Raw genomic sequence first — 23355 nt, forward strand, 5'->3', positions numbered from 1 at the left:
ATGAGTATGGGCAAGAGGCAGGACGATAATCAGAACGGACAATGTTCCGTTCCTGTATATGAAGGGCTTGATCGAGAACGGGTGGCCGATCTGTTGCGGCGAATATCGAAGCTGAAAGTAGGCGTCATCGGCGACGGATGCCTGGATATGTATTTGCATGCGGATATGACCTTAAGCGAGCTGTCTCGTGAAACGCCGCATTTTAATTTGCCGGTAGTAAGAGAGCGATTCTCTCCCGGAGCCGCAGGTAATGTTGCCGTTAATCTCAAGGCTTTGGGCTGCTCAGAGGTGCTTTTTTGCTCGGTGATTGGCCATGACTGGCGTGGCCAGATGTTAACCAACTCCCTTCAGGCCAGCGACATTGACGTTTCGTTTGTGTGGGAGGAGCACAGCTGGACTACGCCGACGTATTGCAAAACGATTCGTCACGGACTTCAAAATTCGCAGCAGGAAGATCCGCGCATCGATTACACCAATTACGGCCCTCTCAACGATTCTGCTGAAGAGAAGCTTCTGGAGAACCTAGATCAAATGGCTGCACGGGTTGATGTGATCGGCGTGACCGACCAGCTGCGATTTGGCGTCATCCGTCCAAAGATTCGCGCAAGGCTGCAGTATTGGGCCAAGCAAGGAAAGCTTGTCGTTACCGATAGTCGCGACAATATTGGGCTGTATGACGGACTTCTCGTGAAGCCGAACGAAGTGGAGGCACTGCAATGGTACTCCCGAACGATGGAGCCTCGAGTTCCTGAGGGACAGAGGCATCAACACTTATATGGGCAAGATGCGGAATATATTATAGATTCAGATGTTCTTGAGGCAGGGAAAGCCCTTACGCTGAGTCTCCACGCTCCTTGCTGCCTGACTATGGGTGAGCATGGAGCCCTATGGCTGGAAGCCGGCAGCTGCATTTATGTTCCGACAGTCAGAGTACCGCCGCCTATCGATTTCGTTGGTGCCGGTGACTGCTTCTCGGCTTCGCTGATGTCGGCGCTGGGCGTGGGCGCAAGCGGACCAGAAGCCGCTGCATTCGCTCATCTTGGTGCGGCAGTTGCGGTAAGCAAAATAGGTGAAACCGGCTCCGCCTCACCCGAAGAAATAGTTGACCGCTTTGACAGGAAGAAGGTGAATGCGAATGAACGGGTCTAATCTGAATCCGAATGAATCCAGTCTATTCGGCGCTGTCTTCGCACTGCTGCTTACTCCTTTCACGCAGACAGGCGCGGTGGATTGGAATGTGTACGACAGGTATGTAGATTGGCAACTTTCCTTGCGCCCTCACGGATTATTTGCATCATGCGGCAGCAGCGAGATGGCGTTCTTGACGGCGGATGAGCGCTTGGAATTAACGCGCCGTGCGGTGAATAGAGCCGCAGGCACGCCTGTGATTGCTACAGCCAATGTCGGCGCCTCTATCGAAGAGCATGAGCAGGAGCTGCTCCGTATGTCGGAAACCGGCGCTGCAGGCGTTGTTCTCGTGGCGCCACCGGGACTGGGAACGGATCAAAAGCAGCTTGGCGAATACTTTGCCAGGATGGCGGAGGCATCACCAATTCCGGTTCTTCTATACGAGTTCCCTATGTTTAAGCCCCACTTCATTGATCCGGCTATTTATGGGCAATTGGTCAGACAGCACCGTGTGGCAGGTATCAAGGACACCACCTGCACGCTGGATGGAATAACGGCCAAAATCGCTCAAGGCGGCATCGTGTATCAGGCGAACACCGCATTCATGCTGGAATCGATCCGGCAGGGAGCTGGAGGGATTATGGCCATTACGTCCACCGCTGCGGCGGACATTGTTCTGAGTTTATGGAATCATGCGCTGGTGCAGAATGACGCAGCCAGGAAAGCTGCTGCAAGAGCTCATCAACAGCTTATGTTTTTGGATGCCGTGCTTGGCATGGGTTTCACGGCAACGGCCAAGCATCTCGTATCCCGGCATGGCATTCCTATGAGCACCAAGACTCGCAGCGGAGCCGTTCTAAGCGCTCAAGCTGCCAAAGCAATGGATATTTGGTATGAAGCGGTTTATTTAACTTAAACTTTAAGAAAATAGGTGATGTCTGTATGGGAAAGATCAGAGCCGTGTTGTTTGATTTTGACGGAACGGTCTCGACCCTTCGCGCCGGCTGGGAATCTATCATGGCGCCGTTCATGAAAGAGGAGATCGTTGGCAGCCACCTGCTTAGCGCAGCGGAGGAAGAACAGCTGGACCGTGACATTGCGGCATATATCGATCAGTCGACCGGGATCCAGACGATTTATCAAATGCAATGGCTCGCCGAAAAGGTTCGGGCCTCCGGTTGGAATGAGGAGGTCAAAGACGAGTGGACATACAAAGCAATTTATAATTCGAGGCTGCTGGAACAGGTTAAGAAGCGCGTTGACTTGTTGGCCTCGGGCCAATCCGCAGCAGAAGATTATTTAATTCAAGGGGCAGCGGATTTCATCAGGACGCTCTACCTTCGTGGTCTAGAGCTCTATGTTGCAAGCGGCACGGATCATCCAGACGTAGTTCGCGAAGCAGAGGTACTGGGAGTTGCAGAGTATTTCCGGGCGATTGCAGGCGCGCCGGTCGGCAAAGCGGATTGCTCCAAGGAAAAAGTGCTGCGTGAGCTGATGCACGTCAAGGGGCTGGCCGGGCATGAGCTAGCCGTCATTGGAGACGGCAAGGTGGAAATACAGCTTGCCAAGGAAGCAGGGAGCTTGGCCTTCGGACTGGCCAGCGACGAGGTGTCTCGGACCGGCATTGACCCGATCAAGAAACAGAGGCTTTTGGCGGCAGGAGCGGATTGGATTGCCGGGGATTTTCTGAATACGGAGGAATGGCTGGAGCGTCTGGGATAGTAGGCATCCAGACTTTCTGTCTGACTTCAGAACCGGCTTATCAAGAAGGCGAAGGAGGAGCTTCTGCTATGAAACGGCACGAGAGATTACCCTTTCAAGGAATCAAGACAAACTCCGTGTACAGTCGCACGAATCTGGTTACAATCCGCAACATGGCCAGACCTTCGGATGATATAGTGGAGGATTGGCCTATTAAAGCTGACGACGTCGAGCGTTTTGACCGGTTGGTGGATCTGATAGTGCGGACCAGAGCAGCAGGCAAGCCCGTGATATGGTCCATGGGCGCGCACGTTATCAAAAACGGGATGTCTCGCTACGTCATTGAGATGGTGCGCAGCGGCATTCTGACGCATGTGTCAGGGAACGGGGCTACCAGCATCCACGACTTCGAGCTTGCCTTTTTGGGAGAGACCTCAGAGGATGTCGCGCGCGCCATCGAGGACGGATCATTCGGCATGTGGGAAGAAACAGGTAACTACATGAATGAGGCAATTCGCCAGGGGGCTGAACTTAAGCTGGGATACGGCGAAAGTCTATATCGCTATCTGGACCGATACCCGGAACGGTTCCCGCATTATGACGATTGCGTGTTCGTACAATGCCAGCGCTCCGGGGTGCCTTATACTTGCCATATCTCCATCGGTACCGATATTATCCACCAGCATCCTGCTGCCGATTTCGAATCGCTTGGGGCTGCGAGCGGACAAGATTTTGACACGATGTGTCAATCGGTAGCCGAGATGGCCGAAGGCGGGGTCTTCCTGAATTTCGGTTCGGCGATTTCCGGACCGGAGATTTTCCTTAAGGCACTTAGTATTTGCCGCAATCAAGGTTTGCGCATGGCACCCGTCACCGCTGCCAACTTCGATATCATACCTGTCAGCGAGACTACACGCCCTACACAGCAGGAAGCGGAGTTCTATTACCGGCCTAGGCGTAATTTCTTAGATCGTCTAGAGCAAATCGGCGGGACGGGATATTTGTTCCACGGGCTTCATCAAGCAACGATCCCGCAGCTGTACAAACGAGTACTGGAGCGCAAGCAGGTAACTGGAGCCGTTTTTCCGGAGTATAAACGCACAGAGTTATTGTCCAAACAAAATCGTGTGCTATATCCCGTTGCCGAACGCAAGAGCCGGCTGCATACAAGCTCGCTGCAAGCACCAACAGAGAATGGCAGTGGGATTGCCCAAGTGAATCGCTGGACCGCAGCGGACACTCCTAGCTTCAGAGCATTTGTAGGAGCTGTTCGTGCTGCAAGAGCACAGAACAAGGAGGTCCTGGTTTCACTGGGCGGTAACGTCATCGGTAGCGGAGTGTCTCCGGTGCTTGTGGAGCTGATCCGTGACGGATACATCTCGCATTTGGCATTGGTTGGAGCCGGCGCTTATCAGGATATCGAATTGGCCGCCTTCGGCCAGACCGAAGAAGATGATAATCAGTCGCTGGCGAGCGGGATCCTCGGCATGTGGCGCGAACCAGGAGCAATGCTGCATAGCGCACTCCGTGAGGGTTATGCGCTGGGGCTTGGCTACGGGGAAAGTCTTATGCATCATATGACATTACATGAAAATTCGTTTCCCTATCGGCAATGGAGTCTGTTGAAGGCTTGCGTGGATAAGGGAATTCCCTGCACGGTTCATGTGACGATAGGGACCGACGCGGTTCAACAGCATCCGGATGCCGATTTTGCCATTCAGGGCGGCGCAAGCGGAAGAGACTTTCAAATCTATGCTCGCACGGTATCCCGATTGGACGGAGGCGTTTTTGCTAATTTCGGTTCTACGGTGACAGGACCGGAGGTGTTCCTCAAAGCGCTGTCCATAGCGCGCAATCTAGGCTACGACGTAAGCCGAATCACGACAGCCAATTTCGACATTGTGAAACTTGGCGATTACAATAGCAAAGTTGGATATGAAGATTGGGATTACTATTATCGTCCACGTAAAAATATCATTCACCGGCCTACAAGCTTAGGTGGGGTCGGTTATCATTTTGAAGGGCTGCACCAGCAAACGATTCCTGCCATATGGCAGGCTCTGACTCATGAAACAAGAGACAAGTGACGAAAGGGATGATCCTGAGCATGTATAATCCGAAACCAACCCGCACTGCTCTGCACCGGCTAATTGCCAAGTACCCGGAAGTGGCAGGCTGCCAGCAGGAGATCGAGAAAGCTATCGAATTGATAGCTCAAAGTTATCAGCAGGGAGGCAAGCTGCTCGTATGCGGCAATGGAGGAAGCGCCTCGGATAGCGAGCATATAGTCGGGGAATTAATGAAGGGCTTTATGTCCAGAAGACCTTTATCCGGAGCGCAGCGAGAGGGCTTCCTAACTGCTTTTCCCAATGAGGGGTCCTATTTGGCAGATCATTTGCAGGGAGCTTTACCAGCCATCTCGCTAGTCAGTCAGTCGGCATTCCTCTCGGCCTATGCCAATGATGTAGCGCCGGATATGGCATTCGCCCAGCAAGTCTATGGCTACGCCAAACCAGGGGATGTGCTACTCGGCATAAGCACCTCCGGCCACTCCGCTAACGTCCTGCGGGCGGTTCAAGTTGCCCGCGCTCTAGGGGTCAGTACGATCGGATTGACGGGTCAAACCGGCGGGAAGCTAGCGGAGCTGAGCGATGTCGCTATCTGTGTGCCGTACCATGCTACCCCAGACATTCAAGAACGGCATCTTCCCATTTATCATGCCATTTGTATTGCTCTGGAAGAACAATTTTTCGGAACATGACCTGAAGGGGAAGGGAAGCCAGCAATGAAGCACATGTACCGCCCGCTGCGCAATTCGGGCTGCCGGATTGTTGATGACATAGTATGTAAAGGCAGCCGTTCACTGCTGCTTGAGAATGAAAAGCTGCTCATTCACTTGCTGCTCGACAGAGGAGGCGAGCCGATCCGATGGCTAGTCGTGCCGCCGCTAGGAAGTGTTTCGTCCTGGCTTGAACTTAAAGTATGTCATCCCGAAATTTAATAGCCCTTATCAAACCGCCTTGTGCGGTTTTTTCATTGGTTTGCAAGCTTGAGAAAACCCAATCATTCTAGAAAATTGAAAATTTCATTAAAGGGACATATGTCCTTAATTATGTTCTCTTTTTTATATATTAATAGGAGTGACGAAATACATTTTATTTTGATGGGGGCAGGTTTAATGGAATATAACCATATTATTACTTTAATTAAGGAAATGGAGAGATTGAAAAATAATACAAGAACCGCATGGACAAGTACAGGCAGACAAGAAAGCATAGCGGAACACTCTTGGCGGCTCACCATGTTCAGTATGGTTTTAGAAGAGTATTTGCATGATATAGATTTCAACAAAGTGCTGCGTTTATCTCTAATACATGACTTGGGTGAAGCTTATGAAGGGGATGTATCGGCTACAATTGCAGTGGACCCTGTAATGAAATTAAAAAAGGAAGAAGAAGCGCTTCAAAGACTAATAGCTCCGCTTTCAGAAAAAACTCGACAAACGTTCTTGGAACTATGGTGGGAATATAATAAAGGGGAAACCAGGGAAGCTAGGCTCGTAAAAGCGCTGGATAAAATGGAAACGATAATTCAACATAATCAGGGGGCTAATCCAACTGATTTTGATTATCTTTTCAATCTTGAATACGGAAAGACACACGCACAATTTGACCTAATGATTCAATCTCTTAGAGAAATTGTAGATCAAGAAACCCTTATTCAAGCTAACAACAAGAAATTGGAATCACATTAATAAAGGAACTACATATGATTAAACCCTCCCCCCGAATTTGGGATATCTCGCCAGGGAGAAAGTTGAAAACACCCATGTTTTATGCAGCTACCGGCATAGATTGGCAGACGTGTTCTGCAAATGGGCAAGATAGTTGAAGATCAATTACGCTGAGTGTACCATCCTCTCTTGCTGTTTTTTTCGGCGGATTGAGTGCGTGAACCTCTTAATCGTAGTGGGCATAAGCTGATAATATATGTCGAATTGAGAGGGTGTCTTGTACATGTTTCCTTATCCCCAAGAAATTCATCAATCTCCTTTTCCCGATTATAGGTTTAGTCCCCGCGATTATTATAACTCCCCTTATTCCGAAGGATGGTGGTACCGGAACATCGGTGCCATCGAAACGGATGAAAGATACCGTTCACCCGCACAGCAACGGCTTACTTTCGTGCTTGTGCATGGCTCTTGGGCTGACGCTCACTTCTGGGACGGCGTAGCGGCCGTGCTGCGCAGACAAGGTCACACCGTCTACACGCCGGAATACGCAGGTCATGGGAAAGATCCGAACAAAAATGTCACGCACGCAATGGTTACGATGTCCGTCGTTGATTTTATAATGAAACTGAACCTGCGCAACTTCATTCTCGTTGGGCACAGCTTCGGCGGATCTGTCATCCAAAAGGCTGCCGAACAGGTACCGGATCGCATCAAGCGCCTTGTATTCTGGGACGCGTTCGTACTGAGAGATGGCCAATCTGTTGCCGACGAGTTACCGCCCCAAACGAGACAAGGTTTCGAGCAGCTCAGAGCTGGCTCGAAGGACGATACAATCATGCTTCCATTTCCTCTGTTTCGGGATTTGTTCGTCAATACGGCCACCTTGGAGGAAGCCAGACGAATGTATGAAAGTGTCATTCCGGAGCCAGCCAGACCACTTTTCGAGAAGCTGGATCTTAAGGCGTTCTATTCAGTACCTGTACCCAAAAGTTATATTTATTTTTTCCAAGACAATGCATTGCCACAAGGAGAGGGCTTAGGCTGGAATCCACATATGTCCACACGTCTTGGACAATTCCGCCTTATTGTAGGCGACGGGGACCACTTTACGGATACTCGCACAAGGCCGGACATGCTGGCGAAGAAGCTTTATGAGGCGGGGCGGGACTGAGGTACTGTGAGTGTATATTATTGTATGAGCCTGCGTAACCGCTTTTTGCTAACAGGCAGCATAGTGTAGTTCAGGAAAATTCGGCTTTACTAAAGTTCTCCCGTTTTACTGCTTAAGAAATTAGATTATAGTTGAGGCAGCCATGATTCTTTGCTAATATTTTCAATGAAAGGGGGTCGATTTTGATGGCAAATCATTTTGCCAGCATGTCACACGGCTCATGCAAAGCCTATTCTTAAGGCGAACCTTTGCATGGGCGGACGAAAAAATAACCCTGTTCGACCGCAAGACGTATCAAGGGATGGGCTTTGCACCTTATTGCTCAGTTAAATAAATAAGGGAGTTGAGTGCATTGACCAATCCATTGATTAGTAAACGTCAAAATCTCATGGATCTACAAATTCAAGTCAAACAGTTGTTGGATGAGCTCGCGGAAAAAGATACAGGCGCAGGATTCCAAGCAGCAGCCTATTGGCACGGAGAGTTAGTTCTGAATGTTTTTTCAGGAAGTGCTGATTCCGCAGGACAACGATCCGTTGCTTCGGATACCTTATTCGTTATGCAATCTTGCTCCAAAGGCGTTGTTTCAACGGCTATTCATATTCTAGTCCAACAGGGCAAATTGGCATATGATGAGAAGATCTCCCATTACTGGCCCGAGTTCGGAGCGAATGGCAAGGAAAAGATTACGCTTCGCCAGGTGCTTACTCATACAGCAGGTATTCCCTTGATGCCCACGTACGCGGATATGCGACTCATCACTGATTGGCGAGCGATGGTCAAAGAGATGGAGAAGCTACAGCCAATCTGGGAACCTGGTACGAAGTCAGGTTATCATGGTTTGACTTTCGGCTGGATCTTGGGGGAAACTGCATCCCGAGCGGATGGCCGGACTTTTGCTCGAATTGTTCAAGACGAGATATGCAAGCCTTTAGGTATCGAAAAAGAACTGTACTTAGGCGCTTCGTCGGAAGCGGAATCTCGTATGGCCGAGATTAGCGGTGAAGCCGTACCCATTGCTTCCATGCCGGATGACATGCTTTTTAAACGAGTTCTGCCTCCTGCCCTGGTCCCTGTTGCAAATCCGGAATGGAATTCACCATGGTTCCATGCTGCGGCCGTACCCGCAGTGAATGTGGTCGCTACGGCACAAGCATTAGCGTGTATGTATGCTTCACTAATTGGCGAGGGTGTGAAGGGGAGACGTCTGCTCGAACCAACTTATATAGCGGAGGCGAACTCACTGCATTTCGAAGGCATCGACGAGGTGGGGCTCGCTCCCAATAGATTGGGACTTGGTTATAGCCTTGGCCAAGAGGGTGATGTCATGGGAGGTAAGCCGACAGCTTTTGGCTATTCGGGTTTAGGCGGTATGATTGGGTATGCTGATCCATCGAATTGCCTTGCCGTGGCGGTGCTGTGTAATCGTATGAAGGTTGGAAGGGGAGAGCGGTCCCCTGATCGACTTGTAACTGATCTAATACGCGAGAAACTAGGACAATAACGTTGGGAATTTTGAATTAACGAACATACGCATAAGCAATTTTTACTCCTAAACAAGACTTCTCAGTCTTGTCAGGCTGCCGAGAAAGTCTCGGCGGCTATTTTTTATGTTCAATTCGTACTGATCAAGGTAAACAAAATGCAGACGGCGGCTGGTTGAACGGTATGATTCCCAGTATTATGACCCCTGGAAACCATGAATACAAGAAGATCGAACCAAGCGCGAAAAAAGGCCTCTCGCCGTATTGGCGTCCGCAGTTTGCCCAGCCGGAGAACGGGCCCGCTGGCTTAGAGGAAACCGTCTATTATACAGACTATCTATATGCGCATCATCTCTCAATACTAATACGAAGTTTGTGAAATTGGACACGCAGGTGGCATGGCTTGAACAGATCCTGGCCAACAACCCGAATCAATGGGCGGTCCTAACGTCCATCATCCGATCTTTACCAACTCTCCGGACCGAGACAACATTGAAGTCGGTGAAAAGCTGCTTCTTCTTATGAAACATACAATGTTGATTTAGTGCTTCAAGGTCATGATCACAGCTACGCGTGCGGCCAAATCAGCGACCTTCCGTCGGGAACAAACGGTAAGAGTTCAAAGAGCGGCACCGTATTTGTCGTCTCTTTTGCTGGTACTCATATGAAGGTGGATAGCTTTTAAAACCGTGGCAGATTTGAAAGTATTGCGTTCCTTCAAGCATAAAAGTACCGTATCTGAACCCAGAAATAGTTTATGCAGCTCCTATTTCTTTACTCTTTGCTACGCTTCTTGACGGGAAATTCTCGAATTGAACAGGGAGGGTAGTCTTGTCTTAATTATGGCATAATAACCTGGTCGAAAGGGCAGAATGCAGGCGTATCAATCAATAGATTAAGGGTCCGGGTGAAAGATGTACTCGTCCTGCCGATGATTATGGAAATTTAACCGAATGGGAGATCCGATCTATGACGAATGAAATAAGTGAAGCCATAGGCAGGCTTGCGGTTCCTTTGTCCGATGAAGTGTCTTTCAGTAAACTAATTGATCGTATGGGGGAGGCGGAATTTGCACTTCTTGGAGAGGCCTCCCATGGCACTTCGGAATTTTATACGATACGTACTGAGCTATCTAAACGGTTAATAACGGAAAAAGGCTTCCGGTTTATCGCCGTAGAAGGCGATTGGCCTTCCTGCTTTACCTTTAATCGTTATGTGAAGGGATATCCGGAGGCCGGTTCGAACGCGAGGGAAGCATTGAAGGATTTTAACCGTTGGCCCACCTGGATGTGGGCGAATGAAGAAGTGCTCCATTTGGCGGATTGGCTTCGTGAATTCAATAGGGATAAGCCGGAGGATGAAAAGATCGGCTTTTATGGAATGGATGTATACAGTTTGTGGGAATCCATGAATGAGCTGATGAACTATTTCCATTCGAAGGACCCGAACAATCTGCAAGCAGCCCAGAAGGCTCTGGAATGTTTCGAGCCATACAGTCATGACGAGCAGTCCTACGGAGTTTCCGCGTCTCTGTACGGGGAAGGCTGTGAAGACGAGGTGATTGAGCTGCTTAAACGGCTGCAGGACCGTTGGAAACAGGTTGAGCCGCGGCATCTAGAAGAAAGAGAGCTGGCACTAAGCGCTGAGCTTAACGCATGATCAGGCATGATGCTGAATCGTGGAACCTAAGGGACCGGCATATGGTCAACGTGCTGGAAAGATTGATGGAGTTTCATGGGGATGGGGCTAAATGTATCATATGGGCGCACAACACGCATGTTGGAGATGCCCGCGCGACGGATATGGAAGAAGATGGCATGGTCAATATCGGGCAGCTGCTGCGGGAAACATACGACGGGCAAGTCTATGCTGTTGGTTTAGGGACGTACCAGGGCACCGTCATCGCCGGCAAGGAGTGGGGAGCTCCTCTGAAAGTCATGACCGTACCGCCTGCGATTGCCGGCAGCTGGGAGGAACTGCTTCATCGCAAGGGTCCGGACGATCAGCTTCTTATGTTCGATGCACACTCGTCTTGGTCGGCTCAGAAACCCATAGGTCATCGGGCGATTGGCGTCGTCTATCATCCTCGCAGGGAAAGAGGGAATTATGTTCCCACAATTATTGAACTGCGATATGATGCTTTTATCTTTGTAGACCGTTCGAGGGCGCTTACACCGGTTGTGGTGGAGCCACTCTTCGTTTAATTTCTTATTTATCTAAATGAATACTTGCGCTGCGCTGCAGACGACAATCACAGAAGAAAAGGGAGTGATATCATGAATACAGAGGATCGGATCATGTCAGCCTTGGAGGAAGTGATAGACCCAGAGATCGGTGTGAACGTTGTCGATCTCGGATTGATTTATGGGATCACCGTCGACGATAAAGGATCGGCTATCATTCGGATGACTTTAACCGTACCGGAATGCCCTTTAGCGGACGATATTGTAGCAGATGTGAAACAAGCGGCTTCTAAGGTGAACGGGATCCAGCATGTGGAGGTTCAGCTAGTTTGGGAACCAAGGTGGACTCCTGCCCTGATGAATGACCAGGCAAGAGAAGAAATTCGTGCACGGCAGTCGCTTGTATAAAGGTACTTTAACTAAAGGGCAGCTTTGAATGGGCAAGGGAAGAATAGCAGCAAATATTCAAGATCTTGAACAGAAATAAAAGCGCACTGTCTCAGACAATGCGTTTTTGTTCTATCTTTATTTTCAACCATTTGACAGACGGAGAACTATGAAACATAATTAGAATGAACATTCGATCTAATCGTTTTTTAAAATGTTCGTTCAATCTAATGTTTGGAGGTTTAGTTATGATTAAAACAGTCTTTATTACGGGTACCAGTTCAGGATTGGGTAAACTAACAGCGATTCGATTTGCTAAATTGGGATGGAACGTAGCGGCCACCATGCGTACGCCAGAGAAAGAAACGGAATTAACGGCTTATGGCAATATTAAAATCTTCAAACTGGACGTCACTAAAGTGGAGCAAGTTCAATCAGCAGCGGATCAAGCTGTAGCCGCATTCTGAAAGATTGACGTCGTCGTCAATAGTGCTGGTATGGGCACGTACGGTGCGTTGGAATTGGCCAATGAGGAAGCGATAGATTGGCAGTTCGCCGTGAATAACCGGGGACCGATCAATGTGATTCGTAAATTTATCCCACACTACAGAGCCAATGGCGGAGGCATGTTTATTAACATCAGCTCCTTCATGGGGATTACAACAGCGGTGCCGCTCGGATCACTTTACAACATGTCCAAGTTCGATTTGGAGGGATTGACGGAAGGTCTTTATTACGAACTGAAGCCATTGAATATTAAGCTTAGATTGATCGAGCAAGGCGGTTCTTCAGGAAATAATTTTAGGGAAAATATCACATGGAACAAAGATGAAAACATTAAAGACTACGATGATCTAATGACGAAAGTAAATAATCTAATGATAACTTCGGAAGCAAGCCGCCGCTTGGATGATCCTCAGGATATCGTGGATGCTATTGTAGCTGTGGCAACAGGAGAAAGTAATAAGTTCCGCACTGTCATTGGCGCAGCGGGCAACGATCTCATGGCTCTTAGAAATTCCGTACCGATTGAAGAATATTTGGAGACCATTGCTAGGGACTATATGTAAAGATAATAAATCCATGTCTTGAAATTATAATAAGGGATTGGGCGCTGATTGAGATCAACATCAATGAATCGGCTTCATTGACTGAAGTCTGCATTAGGTGTATGCTAAATAGAATGAACGTTCGATTTAAAATGAGAAAGGAGGAGACGAATGTTTGAGAAGTACAATAAGGTCCAGCGGTCCGTCCTCGAAACGACACTTAACATCATCATTAGGAAGGAATTACAGGCTACCTCAATGGCGCTAATCGCAAAAGAATCTGGCGTATCAACGGGGAGCATTTATCACTATTTTCAAAGTAAAGAAGATATCGTTAACGAGTTGTACAAAGCGATTGTTACGTTTAACGGAGAGTATGTGCGTGAAGGTTTATTGCAGGGCAGAACGATTCGTGAAAAGTTCGAAATGGGTTGGAGCCGAGTCCTCAACTTGGGTAAAAAATATCCACAGGGCTTTCAATTTATTGAGCAATATTCTTTCTCACCCTACATTTACGACGAGATAAAGCAGGCAGTCTATACAGGCGGCTGGTGCGAGCCGATGAACAAGTTGTACGAAGAAGCCGTTCAGCAGAAGCTCTTTATCCCAATGAATCCGAAAATGATGGTTCAGATGCATTATGGGCAATTTGTTTACATGTTGAAAGCTGAGATCCACGGTATTTACGAATTAACCAGCGAAAGCATCCACGAAGCAATCCGTTCCTGCTGGAATGCTGTGTATCTCACGGAAGTTGCATTGATGGAGTGATAGATTATGAGCTTAGAGCTGCCAGAGCACCCCGATTGTTAGACACACATCTAACAACGAGGTGCTTTTCGTTTTTACATAATTGGGATTATCCCGATTTGCCGAAGCCAGTTCCAGAAATAAAGGATGGAACAATTGGACGATCAAAGAAAGTGCTTTTATAGAACATTATGTTTCAACTACGGAAATGGGGACATTTTTGTTTTCCAACACAATAATGGACCCAGCTTTGATATTTTTAGTATTTTTCGTATGGGTAACTAATTGAAGAATGTTTTGACAACATTGCTTAGCCCCAATTACTAATAGTGGAACTCCGATAAAATCAATTTTTAACCTTCTTGAAAAAAGTCCGCCAATGGTCATGGCAAACGGCACAGTCGGTGAAGTATTAGAGAAAACTATAGTTTCATTTGATTGAAATCTATCTTGAAGTATCACACTCAAATTTTTTAATGCTGGGACAACAACCTTTGATGATCCTCGACCGACTGTGTAAACCGAATCCCCGTTTTCGTCCACACCATGAAAGATGAGTTTCCCCATATCTGAAGTTTGTAATTTGTTAAAATAATCCACGCTTACTATTTCTTCTTTAGTAAGTTTTCGATTAACCGGCAATCTATTTAGATGATATGCTGCTGCCAAGGAAGTCGTATGGGTGCCACCGTAATCATTATATATGTAAATCACGTGATCACTCCTTGTCCATTTATATACTAATTCGGTTTATTATTGTCATTAACTTATTAAAGCATTCGAAATAGGTATATCCGTACAGATTTGTCGACGAATTCAGGTTAATAATGACGAGTTTATTGTTTTGGAACTGTGTAATCACTCAAGCAGTTCAGTTTGTACATTGTGAGTGAAGCAGAAGGGGGTGGCAAAGACGTTAAATAATCAAACCTCATTTACATACATACTGCATGTATGTTAATATAAGATCTATCATAACCGAGAGGGTGTAATTATGAAAATATCCAGTTTTTATCCCGTCATTTTAACAGATCAAGTTAATTCCACGGCAGCATTTTACGAGGATCACTTTGGATTCAAGAAGATGTTTGAGGCGGACTGGTATGTCAGCTTGAAAATGCCCGGCAATGACATACCTTACGAATTGGCTATTCTTGACGCTTCTCATCCGACCATTCCTGACGCATACAGGACAAAAGTAAGAGGGCTGATTCTTAATTTCGAAGTGGATGATGTTGATGCTGAATACGAACGTCTCATTCGAGGAGCCAAGCTACCACTGGAGCTCGATATCCGGAGTGAGGCTTTTGGACAGCGGCATTTCATTACCTCTGATCCCAACGGCATATTGATCGATATCATTACTGTTATCCCGCCTTCAAATGATTTTAGTACCCAATATTCCGAAGAAATCTGGAAATAAGGGAGTAGTTGCATGGGAGCACATGTACCTTTGAAAAATTATTTTGGAGAGGAACTGGCGGTACGGCTAGCCAATTCAATCAAGCCATACTATCCGAGTTTCCCGGTCGATAGTTTTGTACATACAGTAGCGGAGCAGACAGAACCGTTGGAGTTGAAAGCAAGAGTTCGGTTGATAGCCGGAGAACTGCATCGCACATTGCCGCTAGATTATCCTGATCAAATGGGTATCTTATTAAACATCCTTGGTCCGGAGAATGAAAGGGAACAGGGGATGTTCACCGAGGGTTACTTCCTGATGCCAATCGCGTATTTCGTGGAACAATATGGTCTTAATCATTTCCGAATTTCTATGGACGCTTTGTACGAGATTACCAAACGCCATACCTCCGAATATGCCATCCGCCCGTATCTCCTCCATCATTCGGCGGAGTGTCTTGAAACATTATCCACTTGGGCTTTCGATCCTAATTCTCATGTGCGTCGTTTAGTCAGTGAAGGGACTCGTCCTCGTCTTCCCTGGGCAAAGCGGATAGAAGTGTTAAATGGAGATCCCTTACAAAATCTTGCTTTACTTGAGCCATTGCTGGATGACCGTTCGGACTATGTAAGAAAGTCCGTAGCAAATCATTTAAATGATTTGACAAAGGATTACAAGCAGATCACAATACATTGGATGGCTAACAAGCTGAGTGACGGGTGGGAGCATGGTTCGAGCGTGGTTCGCCATGCATTAAGATCATTAATAAAGTCCGGAGATCCGGATGCGTTGGCTATGTTAAATGAGCTATAGGAAATAGGGATACAATGTAATGCGAATGGAGAAATAGCCGATTATGAGAAAAAATAAAGCAGCAACGGAAGAAACGATTCGTAAGCTGATTGAAGTCGCCAGAACCCATTTTACCAATCACGGTTATACGGATGCGGCATTGGAATCGATCGTTCATGAGGCGAATCTGACGCGAGGAGCGGTCTATCATCATTTTCGAAGCAAGAAGGAATTGTTTCGTATCGTACTTGAAGATGTCCAGAGGGAAGTTGCTGAGAGGGTGGAGCAGGAGGCTTCAGAGAGTGAAGATGTATGGCAGCAGCTCTACTTGGGTTGCCGCGCATTCATTATGGCTGCTGTTGAAGAGCAAAATAGGCGTATCATGCTGATCGATGGCCCTGCGATTCTTGGTTGGGAAGTATGGAGAGAGATGGATAAGAACCATTCCATGCGTTTATTGAGGGGACAGCTTGGAATCATGCAGGACCACGGATACTTTCGGATGGTTCCCCTTGATGCAATGACCCATTTTATTTCGGGCGGCTTGAATGAGACGGCGCTCTGGCTTGCCAACGAGTCCTTGCAGCCTACTGCAATGGAAGAGACGATGAAAGTACTTGCCGTATTCTTGGAAGGATTAAAACAATGATTCATTCTCCTGAGTGCTGGCTTATACAAGAACTCAAATTGTTCATGTCGGAGAAAACTAGGTCATTGCTCTAAAAGCAGCTAATATCTTGTTGATATGAAAAGTTAGGATATAAAGCCTTAAAAGAACGCTTCGCCATCACTTTATAACTGTATCGACTTTTGCAGCAAAACTGGAACTCTTGGGCTGACCCGTTTGCTTCCAAAGTTAGCTACACACAGATATGACATTTATAGCCGCGTAAATCGCGGTTATTTTTATTTTATGGGATCAAGCTCGTGGGAAAAGAAGATATTAAATAGAAATTGATCAAGACCCCGGTTGTCGATGATCGATCATTATGATAACCGGCAGATTTACTCAAAACCGGTTACGAAAAACGGCTGATTAAAATGTAGGGCGAGCGCTAGGATATTTGTTCGTTCCCGATGTCACACATCTGAGCAAATGCGTCGAATGTCTAAGTACCTCAAGCAACGACTTTCTCGATTTCCGCAATCAATAAGAAACATTGGCGCTCATGGCCGTGATAGGATTAAGATGATAACCGGCCTTGGCCAGTGGAGGAGAAATCACTATGAACGTTATTGAGGATTGGATCGGCGAATTGAAAAGGGAAGCCGAATCGACGCGGTCGCTTCTCGAAAGACTCCCGGAAGACAAATTGTCTTGGAGGCCCCACCCGAAATCGATGTCTTTAGGACAGCTAGCTCTACATGCTGCGGGAGTTCCTGGAGGGCTGGCACTGTTGCTGGATGAAGCGGTGAGCGAAGTTCCAATCGTTCCGCTGCCGGAGCCGACGACCAGGCAAGAACTGCACGAAGCGCTGGAATGGAGCGTGTCTCTCGCCGAGAACAAGCTTCGGGAATGGGGAGAAGACGGTCTTAGGGATACCTGGAAGCTCGTCAGCAAGGGGGAGACCGTCTTGGAATCACCCCGGATCGACATGGCGCGGACGCTTATGTTCAATCACGTTTATCATCATCGCGGACAGCTGACTGTCTATCTCCGTCTGCTCGGAATACCGGTTCCAGGGATGTACGGCCCCAGCGCGGACGAACAATAACGGTGATTCAGTGAATGACTCTAAATGAAATCCATAACCTCCGTGCCAAACAGGAAGGTTTAGTTTTATGGATGTCTCGAAGGGTGTCGGACGTAATGGCACCGAAAATTGCTGCTTCTGATGGACCGCAAGGTGACTATGGAGTGACGCAAAAAAAGAACCTGGATAATCCCATCAGGTTCTTTAATAATATTCTTAATATTGCATGATAACAAACTCGATGATATAATCAATTTACGACTGTTTTGTCTAAAATGAACATAGTTAATACATCTTACACTTTAAGTGTATCATGCCGGTTAACTCTTGTCAAATGTTTTTTCTCAATCTAATGGTTAGGAGAGATGTTAAATGAGTTCGTTGGTTCTCGGATTCCAGGAAATCGAAAAAACGCAGCTTTTGCTTGTTGGCGGAAAAGGGTTAAATTTAGGTGAGTTATCCAAAGTTCAAGGAATACAAGTGCCAGAAGGATTTTGTGTTACAACAGTGGGTTATCAAAAAGCCATTGAACAGAACCAGAAATATCATGCTTTGTTGAATCGACTCACCATGCTAAATGTAAAAAATCGAGGTCAAATTGGCGAAATCAGCAAGGAGATTCGACAAAGCATTATGGAAGTAGAAATTCCTTCCGATGTTGTGAAGGCAGTTGCTCATTATCTCTCACAGTTTGGCGAAGAACATGCTTATGCAGTGCGTTCTAGTGCGACTGCTGAAGATTTGCCACATGCCTCTTTTGCTGGTCAACAAGACACCTATTTAAATATCATCGGCGTTGATGCCATTTTGGAGCATATCCGCAAATGTTGGGCTTCCTTATTTACGGATCGCGCGGTAATCTATCGTATGCAAAATGGATTTGATCACAGTCAAGTTTATTTATCCGTTATCGTTCAAAAGATGGTTTTCCCACAGGCTTCGGGGATTTTATTTACCGCTGATCCAATTACGTCCAACCGAAAGCTGCTATCTATCGATGCCAGTTTTGGACTTGGAGAAGCACTAGTCTCTGGCTTGGTAACTGCCGATTGTTATAAAGTACAGGGAGGCGAAATCGTCGATAAGAGGATAGCAACCAAAAAATTGGCTATCTATGGGAGGAAAGAAGGCGGAACAGAGACGCGGCCAATTGGTCCTGATCAACAACAAGCTCAAACACTTACTGAACAACAAATTTTACAGCTGGCACGCATTGGAAGACAGATCGAAGCTTATTTTGGCTGCCCGCAAGATATCGAATGGTGTTTGGCTAATGATACATTTTATATTGTCCAGAGTAGGCCGATAACTACTTTATACCCGATCCCTGAAGCGAATGATCAAGAAAATCACGTCTATCTATCTGTTGGTCATCAACAAATGATGACAGATCCCATAAAACCATTGGGATTGTCTTTTTACCTGTTACTTACTCCTGCACCTATGCGTAAAGCCGGCGGGAGGCTGTTTGTTGATGTTGCACCTAGGCTGGCTACATCTGTCGGCCGGGAAACTTTATTAAATACGATAGGATCTGATCCGCTCACAAAAGGCGCGCTTATCACCATAATAGAGCGGGATTTTATTAAATTGTTACCAAATGATCAAACAGCACCGATTCCGGGCAGAAGTAATACAGATATGCCGGCACCATTCGAGAACGATCCGACCATCGTTTCTGATTTGATTAAGCGAAGTCAAACATCAATAGAAGAGTTAAAACAAAACATCCAAGAGAAATCGGGATCGGATTTGTTTGATTTTATTCTGGAAGATATCCAGCAATTAAAGAAGATCTTGTTTGACCCACAAAGTACGGCTGTGTTTATGGCTGCTATAAATGCTACATCATGGATCAATGAAAACATGAACGAGTGGTTAGGCGAAAAAAACGCAGCAGATACTCTTTCTCAATCTGTGCCCAACAATATTACTTCGGAGATGGGTCTGGCGCTATTGGATGTCGCGGATGTGATTCGCCCTTATCCAGAAGTGATTGATTATTTGCAGCATACAAAAGAAGATAACTTTCTGGATGGACTGGTTATGTTTGATGGAGGAAGAGAAGCCCAAGAAGCTATCTATGATTATCTCAGCAAATACGGAATGCGATGTACCGGAGAAATCGATATTACGAGAACTCGTTGGAGTGAGAAACCAATTACACTTGTCCCCATGATTCTTGGTAACATCAAGAACTTTGAGCCTAACGCCGGCAAACGAAAATATGAGCAAGGGCGACAGGAAGCTTCGGAAAAAGAACAAGAGTTAATAGATCGATTGAAGCAATTACCGGATGGTGAACAAAAAGCGAAAGAAACAAAACGAAGGATCGACCTCATCCGGAATTTCATCGGCTACCGGGAATATCCAAAATACGGTATAGTAAGTCGCTACTTCGTTTATAAGCAGGCTTTGCTGAAAGAAGCCGAACAACTCGTTCAAGCTGGCGTTATCCATGACAAAGAAGATATGTACTATCTCACTTTTGAAGAACTTCACGAAGTTGTTCGCACAAACAAACTGGATGATCAGATCATCAACAAACTAAAAGAGGATTACAAATTTTTCGAAAAACTAACTCCCCCGCGTGTCATCACGTCTGATGGTGAAATCATTGCAGGAGAGTACAAACGAGAACATTTGCCGGCTAATGCGATTGTAGGTCTACCTGTTTCTTCCGGAGTGATAGAAGGAAGAGCTCGTGTCATTTTAAACATGGAAAATGCCTATCTGGAAGATGGAGATATATTAGTCACTTCCTTTACTGACCCTGGCTGGACACCATTATTTGTATCCATAAAAGGTTTAGTCACCGAAGTTGGCGGACTGATGACCCATGGAGCAGTTATCGCGCGTGAATATGGCTTGCCGGCAGTTGTTGGAGTGGACAATGCTACCAGACTGATCAAAGACGGGCAACGAATTCGCGTGAATGGAACAGAAGGGTATATTGAAATATTGTAAGGGTTGAATACAAAGAAACTCGTAATGGACGGTATTAAATGCAATCTGGCATGAATAAAAGGGCGGTTACCGTCCTTTTTTCACCCATTCTAGTTTGGTCTATTGACTTCGAATAACATGAATATAATTTTCATTAATTGCCGCGCAAACCGCGGCTTTTTGATTTTGTGGGATCCATTTCTTGTCACGGAAAATCGAAAGAACTTGATCTCATTTGAGTCAGGTTATAATAGCGGCTTTAACCTGTTTATCTTGAAATGGCGGGGATCAGTCGCAAATGCTGAAAAACATAATCTATCATTTAATCCATTTATTAACTATTTGTCAAAGGGCATGGTACTCTAAATTTATCCTCAACATGTGTACACTCACTACGATTAAGCCCACCTTCCGGCTGTTCATCCATGCTTCCACGTTTATTCGACTCATAGTTACTTTCTCTATATTTTAACTTGCAATGCTATTTGAAATGGATGTTCCTGGAAATTTCTAAGTCGGTCATCCTATTAAAGGAGGTGATGCCTTTTCAGTAACGACAGCGTTTTTTTGTTTTGAAAGCGCATTATTATTTAAAACGAAGACTTGTGGGAGGAGCAATTATTGAAATCGAGATTCAATACGATGGTAGAGGTACCATGATAACGGAGAACGGACGGGCCGACCTCAAGATGTTCCAACAGGAGGAGAAGCTTTGTGAAAAAACTGCTATGCCTGCTCCTCCTCATCATTGTAGCAAGCAAGCTCTTGCGCGAACCGGGAGGCAGTGAAGCAGACGAATGCGGATAAAGCGAAAACAGTGTATCGCGTCGGATTGGGAATGATGGAGAAGCATGCTCTGTTTAATAGGGGCTTTACTTTCCAGCTCAACGAAGGCGATCCGTTCCAGCCATCGATCGAGATCAGGAATGAGATGCCCGAAGCGAGCATGTTCGAGCTGTATTTTTTGCTGGATTACAAACAGATCGCCGTCAGCTACGAGGGCAAGCCGCAAAAAAGAATCCGAATGGAAACCGCGGCCAATTCTTCGGGTAAGCTTCAGGTAGAGCTGTCGGGGCTGCCTTCCGGACGCCACGAATTTCTTCTCGTCGCCGTACGCAATCCAGACAAGCCGTTGATGAGCGATCAGCTTATCAGTCCGATGGAAACTCATTTTTACCGGCGTGCTACGTTATTAATCGGCAGCGATAAAGCGAAGGAGCCGGAGTTCCGGGACGTGGCAGTCGGGCTGCTTGAAGGAGGAGACAAGGTCAGAAACGTGTTTTTGACCAGAGACAAGCCGTCCAATGTGAACGATATGCTCAAACTGGTCAAGCACGAAGCCGGTTCTTCCTACCAGATTAATTTTTTTACACAACCTGAGGTCGAGAAGTATGCCGTGACGGCGCTCCTCAATAACGAGCAAATCGATCAGCCGGTGCAATTTGTACGTAAGACGGAGCTTAAGGAAGGGCTGATATCGTTGCCTTTTGCCTTCGAACCGCCAGGCGGGCGGTCGTCCAGCGAACTGACGCTCATCGTGGTGGAGAACCCGTACGAACGTATTGACGACGAATCTGGGACGTACAGGAAAATTCCATGGAACGTTTATTTTAACAATAAGATAACGATTCAGTAGCTTAGTGCATTTCATTTATGAATCCTGAGGAGGAATATTCGATGAAAATCAAGGTTAAAACGATGCTATCTGTTCTAACACTCTCCTTCGCTGTAATGGCGGGCAGCGCACAAGCGGCAAATCCGATCATGGACTACTCTTCTGAAATTAGCAACTATAGTAATTATCTTGAGGCCAGGGCGTATACCGATTTTGGCGGCTGCGTAAACGAATGGTGCAATTTGACACAAATCGGCGTGGAAATGACCGTCTATGAGAACGGTGCCAGCATATGGAACAGCACCGATTCTTATTTCAATGGTGCGGCTATTGTAGGGACGTCCGGCGATATTCCTATCGACAGCTTCAAGTCTTATACATCGAGGGCTTACCATTGGGCGTACGGCGATTTCTTCTCCTGGAGCGATACGACATACAGCTCGATGTAGTGTGCGGGGACTGCCTGTAATCAATACAGGCAGTCCCTTTTTGTCACATATGGTAAGTAAAGCTTCTCGAGAGCGTTAAAGCTCTTTCAGCCCTTTCGCCATGCTATAAACCCAGAACAAAAAACATTCAATATAAAACACTGCTATCCAAAGAATTACTTTTAATACTGCATCTTAAATGATTAGGGGGGATTATGAAGAAACTGTTTATTGCTGGTATGCTACTGTTCATACTGCTTATCGTAGTCGCTTGTAACCAAAAAGAATCATCGTATGAGCAAAACCTAAATCTTCGTTTCAATAAACCTATAAATCTTCTTGTCAGTAAAGCTGAAGGGCAGGGCTACACGGTTTACAAGAAAATTGAAGATAATGAAGCGGCAAAAACGATATTGGATATTTTAATAAATGTTCGTTGGGAAACCGCAAAAGTATCAATGTTGGGTCAACCTGATTATAAAATTGTAAGCGTCAATTTAGATCCAACAATTAGTTATAAACCAGTAACTTATGCCATTTGGCTTTCACCAAAGAAGGAGATATTAGAAGTGATTATTGAGGGACAGTCCAAGTATGGGAGAATTACAAAAGAAGACACTACAAAGCTACTTTCAATTTTTGGAGCGCCATGACAATAAATCAACGATACCGACAAAAGAGTCCAATGACACAAATGTGCCTACATTACATATCAAAGAAATCTTGAGGAATCAGGCTTTTTTTTATGTAGGGGATTTGTGTCATTTGAAAATGCACAAATCAGGTTGTAGCCCCACATCCATCCATATACTACACATCATTCTCCACACCTGGTCTATTACATTATTATCATTGAACTGCAGGAGCCTTCAAAAGCGTATTGGTCGGTTCC

General features: G+C 46.3%; 22 protein-coding genes and 1 pseudogene. 22 read left to right on the plus strand and 1 reads right to left on the minus strand.

All coding sequences use genetic code 11. The features are described 5' to 3' along the window. The 14 genes and pseudogenes from QMA13_RS17045 to QMA13_RS17110 all read left to right on the plus strand — a co-directional run bounded on the left by QMA13_RS17045 (position 1) and on the right by QMA13_RS17110 (position 13607). Entirely contained in the window at positions 1 to 1149 is a 1149-nt protein-coding gene (locus QMA13_RS17045; RefSeq protein WP_282942830.1) for a bifunctional heptose 7-phosphate kinase/heptose 1-phosphate adenyltransferase, read from the plus strand. Further along, positions 1136 to 2044: a dihydrodipicolinate synthase family protein gene (locus QMA13_RS17050; RefSeq protein ID WP_282942832.1), complete on the plus strand. Its 909-nt coding sequence runs from the start codon at positions 1136 to 1138 to the stop codon at positions 2042 to 2044. The genes QMA13_RS17045 and QMA13_RS17050 overlap by 14 nt, the downstream gene beginning before the upstream one ends. Before the next feature lie 26 nt (positions 2045 to 2070). Further along, positions 2071 to 2850, plus strand: a complete 780-nt coding sequence (locus QMA13_RS17055; RefSeq protein WP_282942834.1) for an HAD family hydrolase — start codon at positions 2071 to 2073, stop codon at positions 2848 to 2850. A gap of 68 nt (positions 2851 to 2918) precedes the next feature. Next, the gene (locus tag QMA13_RS17060) at positions 2919 to 4916 is read left to right on the plus strand and encodes a GSU2086 family protein (RefSeq protein ID WP_282942836.1); all 1998 of its coding nucleotides are present in this window, start codon (positions 2919 to 2921) and stop codon (positions 4914 to 4916) included. A 20-nt stretch (positions 4917 to 4936) separates the two neighbouring features. Then, the gene (locus QMA13_RS17065) at positions 4937 to 5590 is read left to right on the plus strand and encodes a D-sedoheptulose-7-phosphate isomerase (RefSeq protein WP_282942838.1); all 654 of its coding nucleotides are present in this window, start codon (positions 4937 to 4939) and stop codon (positions 5588 to 5590) included. 24 nt (positions 5591 to 5614) lie between these two features. After that, positions 5615 to 5830, plus strand: coding sequence for a hypothetical protein (locus QMA13_RS17070; RefSeq protein WP_282942840.1), 216 nt, complete (start codon positions 5615 to 5617; stop codon positions 5828 to 5830). Between the two features lie 177 nt (positions 5831 to 6007). Further along, positions 6008 to 6583, plus strand: a complete 576-nt coding sequence (locus tag QMA13_RS17075) for an HD domain-containing protein (RefSeq protein ID WP_282942841.1) — start codon at positions 6008 to 6010, stop codon at positions 6581 to 6583. Between the two features lie 262 nt (positions 6584 to 6845). Beyond that, positions 6846 to 7733: an alpha/beta fold hydrolase gene (locus tag QMA13_RS17080; RefSeq protein ID WP_282942843.1), complete on the plus strand. Its 888-nt coding sequence runs from the start codon at positions 6846 to 6848 to the stop codon at positions 7731 to 7733. Between the two features lie 352 nt (positions 7734 to 8085). Next, on the plus strand, positions 8086 to 9237 hold the full coding sequence (locus QMA13_RS17085; RefSeq protein WP_282942844.1) for a serine hydrolase domain-containing protein: 1152 nt from the start codon (positions 8086 to 8088) through the stop codon (positions 9235 to 9237). Positions 9238 to 10186: 949 nt separating this feature from the next. Then, on the plus strand, positions 10187 to 10876 hold the full coding sequence (locus QMA13_RS17090) for an erythromycin esterase family protein (RefSeq protein WP_282942845.1): 690 nt from the start codon (positions 10187 to 10189) through the stop codon (positions 10874 to 10876). After that, positions 10873 to 11421 (plus strand): erythromycin esterase family protein, encoded by a 549-nt coding sequence (locus tag QMA13_RS17095; protein WP_282942846.1) that lies wholly within the window; start codon positions 10873 to 10875, stop codon positions 11419 to 11421. The genes QMA13_RS17090 and QMA13_RS17095 overlap by 4 nt, the downstream gene beginning before the upstream one ends. A 72-nt stretch (positions 11422 to 11493) precedes the next feature. Then, positions 11494 to 11808, plus strand: coding sequence for a metal-sulfur cluster assembly factor (locus tag QMA13_RS17100; RefSeq protein ID WP_282942848.1), 315 nt, complete (start codon positions 11494 to 11496; stop codon positions 11806 to 11808). 227 nt (positions 11809 to 12035) lie between these two features. Next, positions 12036 to 12857, plus strand: a pseudogene (locus tag QMA13_RS17105) (SDR family NAD(P)-dependent oxidoreductase). A 150-nt stretch (positions 12858 to 13007) separates the two neighbouring features. Continuing rightward, positions 13008 to 13607 carry a TetR/AcrR family transcriptional regulator gene (locus QMA13_RS17110; protein WP_282942849.1) on the plus strand — a complete coding sequence of 200 codons (600 nt, stop codon included), beginning with the start codon at positions 13008 to 13010 and terminating at the stop codon, positions 13605 to 13607. Between the two features lie 168 nt (positions 13608 to 13775). Here the strand turns inward: QMA13_RS17110 and QMA13_RS17115 are convergent, their stop codons facing one another. Further along, entirely contained in the window at positions 13776 to 14300 is a 525-nt protein-coding gene (locus QMA13_RS17115) for a DUF3189 family protein (RefSeq protein ID WP_282942851.1), read from the minus strand. A 280-nt stretch (positions 14301 to 14580) separates the two neighbouring features. On the opposite strand from QMA13_RS17115, the gene QMA13_RS17120 reads away from it, so the two are divergent. From QMA13_RS17120 to QMA13_RS17155, 8 genes are all read left to right on the plus strand, one after another. After that, complete coding sequence (locus tag QMA13_RS17120) at positions 14581 to 15009, plus strand: VOC family protein (protein ID WP_282942853.1); 429 nt, start codon at positions 14581 to 14583, stop codon at positions 15007 to 15009. 12 nt (positions 15010 to 15021) lie between these two features. After that, positions 15022 to 15801 carry a DNA alkylation repair protein gene (locus QMA13_RS17125; protein ID WP_282942855.1) on the plus strand — a complete coding sequence of 260 codons (780 nt, stop codon included), beginning with the start codon at positions 15022 to 15024 and terminating at the stop codon, positions 15799 to 15801. 43 nt (positions 15802 to 15844) lie between these two features. Then, positions 15845 to 16429, plus strand: a complete 585-nt coding sequence (locus QMA13_RS17130) for a TetR/AcrR family transcriptional regulator (protein WP_282942857.1) — start codon at positions 15845 to 15847, stop codon at positions 16427 to 16429. A 577-nt stretch (positions 16430 to 17006) separates the two neighbouring features. Beyond that, the gene (locus tag QMA13_RS17135) at positions 17007 to 17495 is read left to right on the plus strand and encodes a DinB family protein (protein WP_282942859.1); all 489 of its coding nucleotides are present in this window, start codon (positions 17007 to 17009) and stop codon (positions 17493 to 17495) included. Between the two features lie 351 nt (positions 17496 to 17846). After that, complete coding sequence (gene ppsA, locus QMA13_RS17140) at positions 17847 to 20441, plus strand: phosphoenolpyruvate synthase (RefSeq protein ID WP_282942860.1); 2595 nt, start codon at positions 17847 to 17849, stop codon at positions 20439 to 20441. A gap of 763 nt (positions 20442 to 21204) precedes the next feature. After that, a complete protein-coding gene (locus tag QMA13_RS17145; RefSeq protein WP_282942862.1) occupies positions 21205 to 22056 on the plus strand; it encodes a hypothetical protein in 852 nt (283 codons plus the stop codon). A 41-nt stretch (positions 22057 to 22097) separates the two neighbouring features. Continuing rightward, entirely contained in the window at positions 22098 to 22484 is a 387-nt protein-coding gene (locus QMA13_RS17150) for a hypothetical protein (RefSeq protein ID WP_282942863.1), read from the plus strand. A gap of 194 nt (positions 22485 to 22678) precedes the next feature. Further along, positions 22679 to 23116, plus strand: a complete 438-nt coding sequence (locus QMA13_RS17155) for a hypothetical protein (protein WP_282942865.1) — start codon at positions 22679 to 22681, stop codon at positions 23114 to 23116. The last annotated feature ends 239 nt before the right edge of the window (positions 23117 to 23355 follow it).

It is taken from the genome of Paenibacillus sp. RC67, assembly GCF_030020805.1.
Classification (GTDB): domain Bacteria; phylum Bacillota; class Bacilli; order Paenibacillales; family NBRC-103111; genus Paenibacillus_S.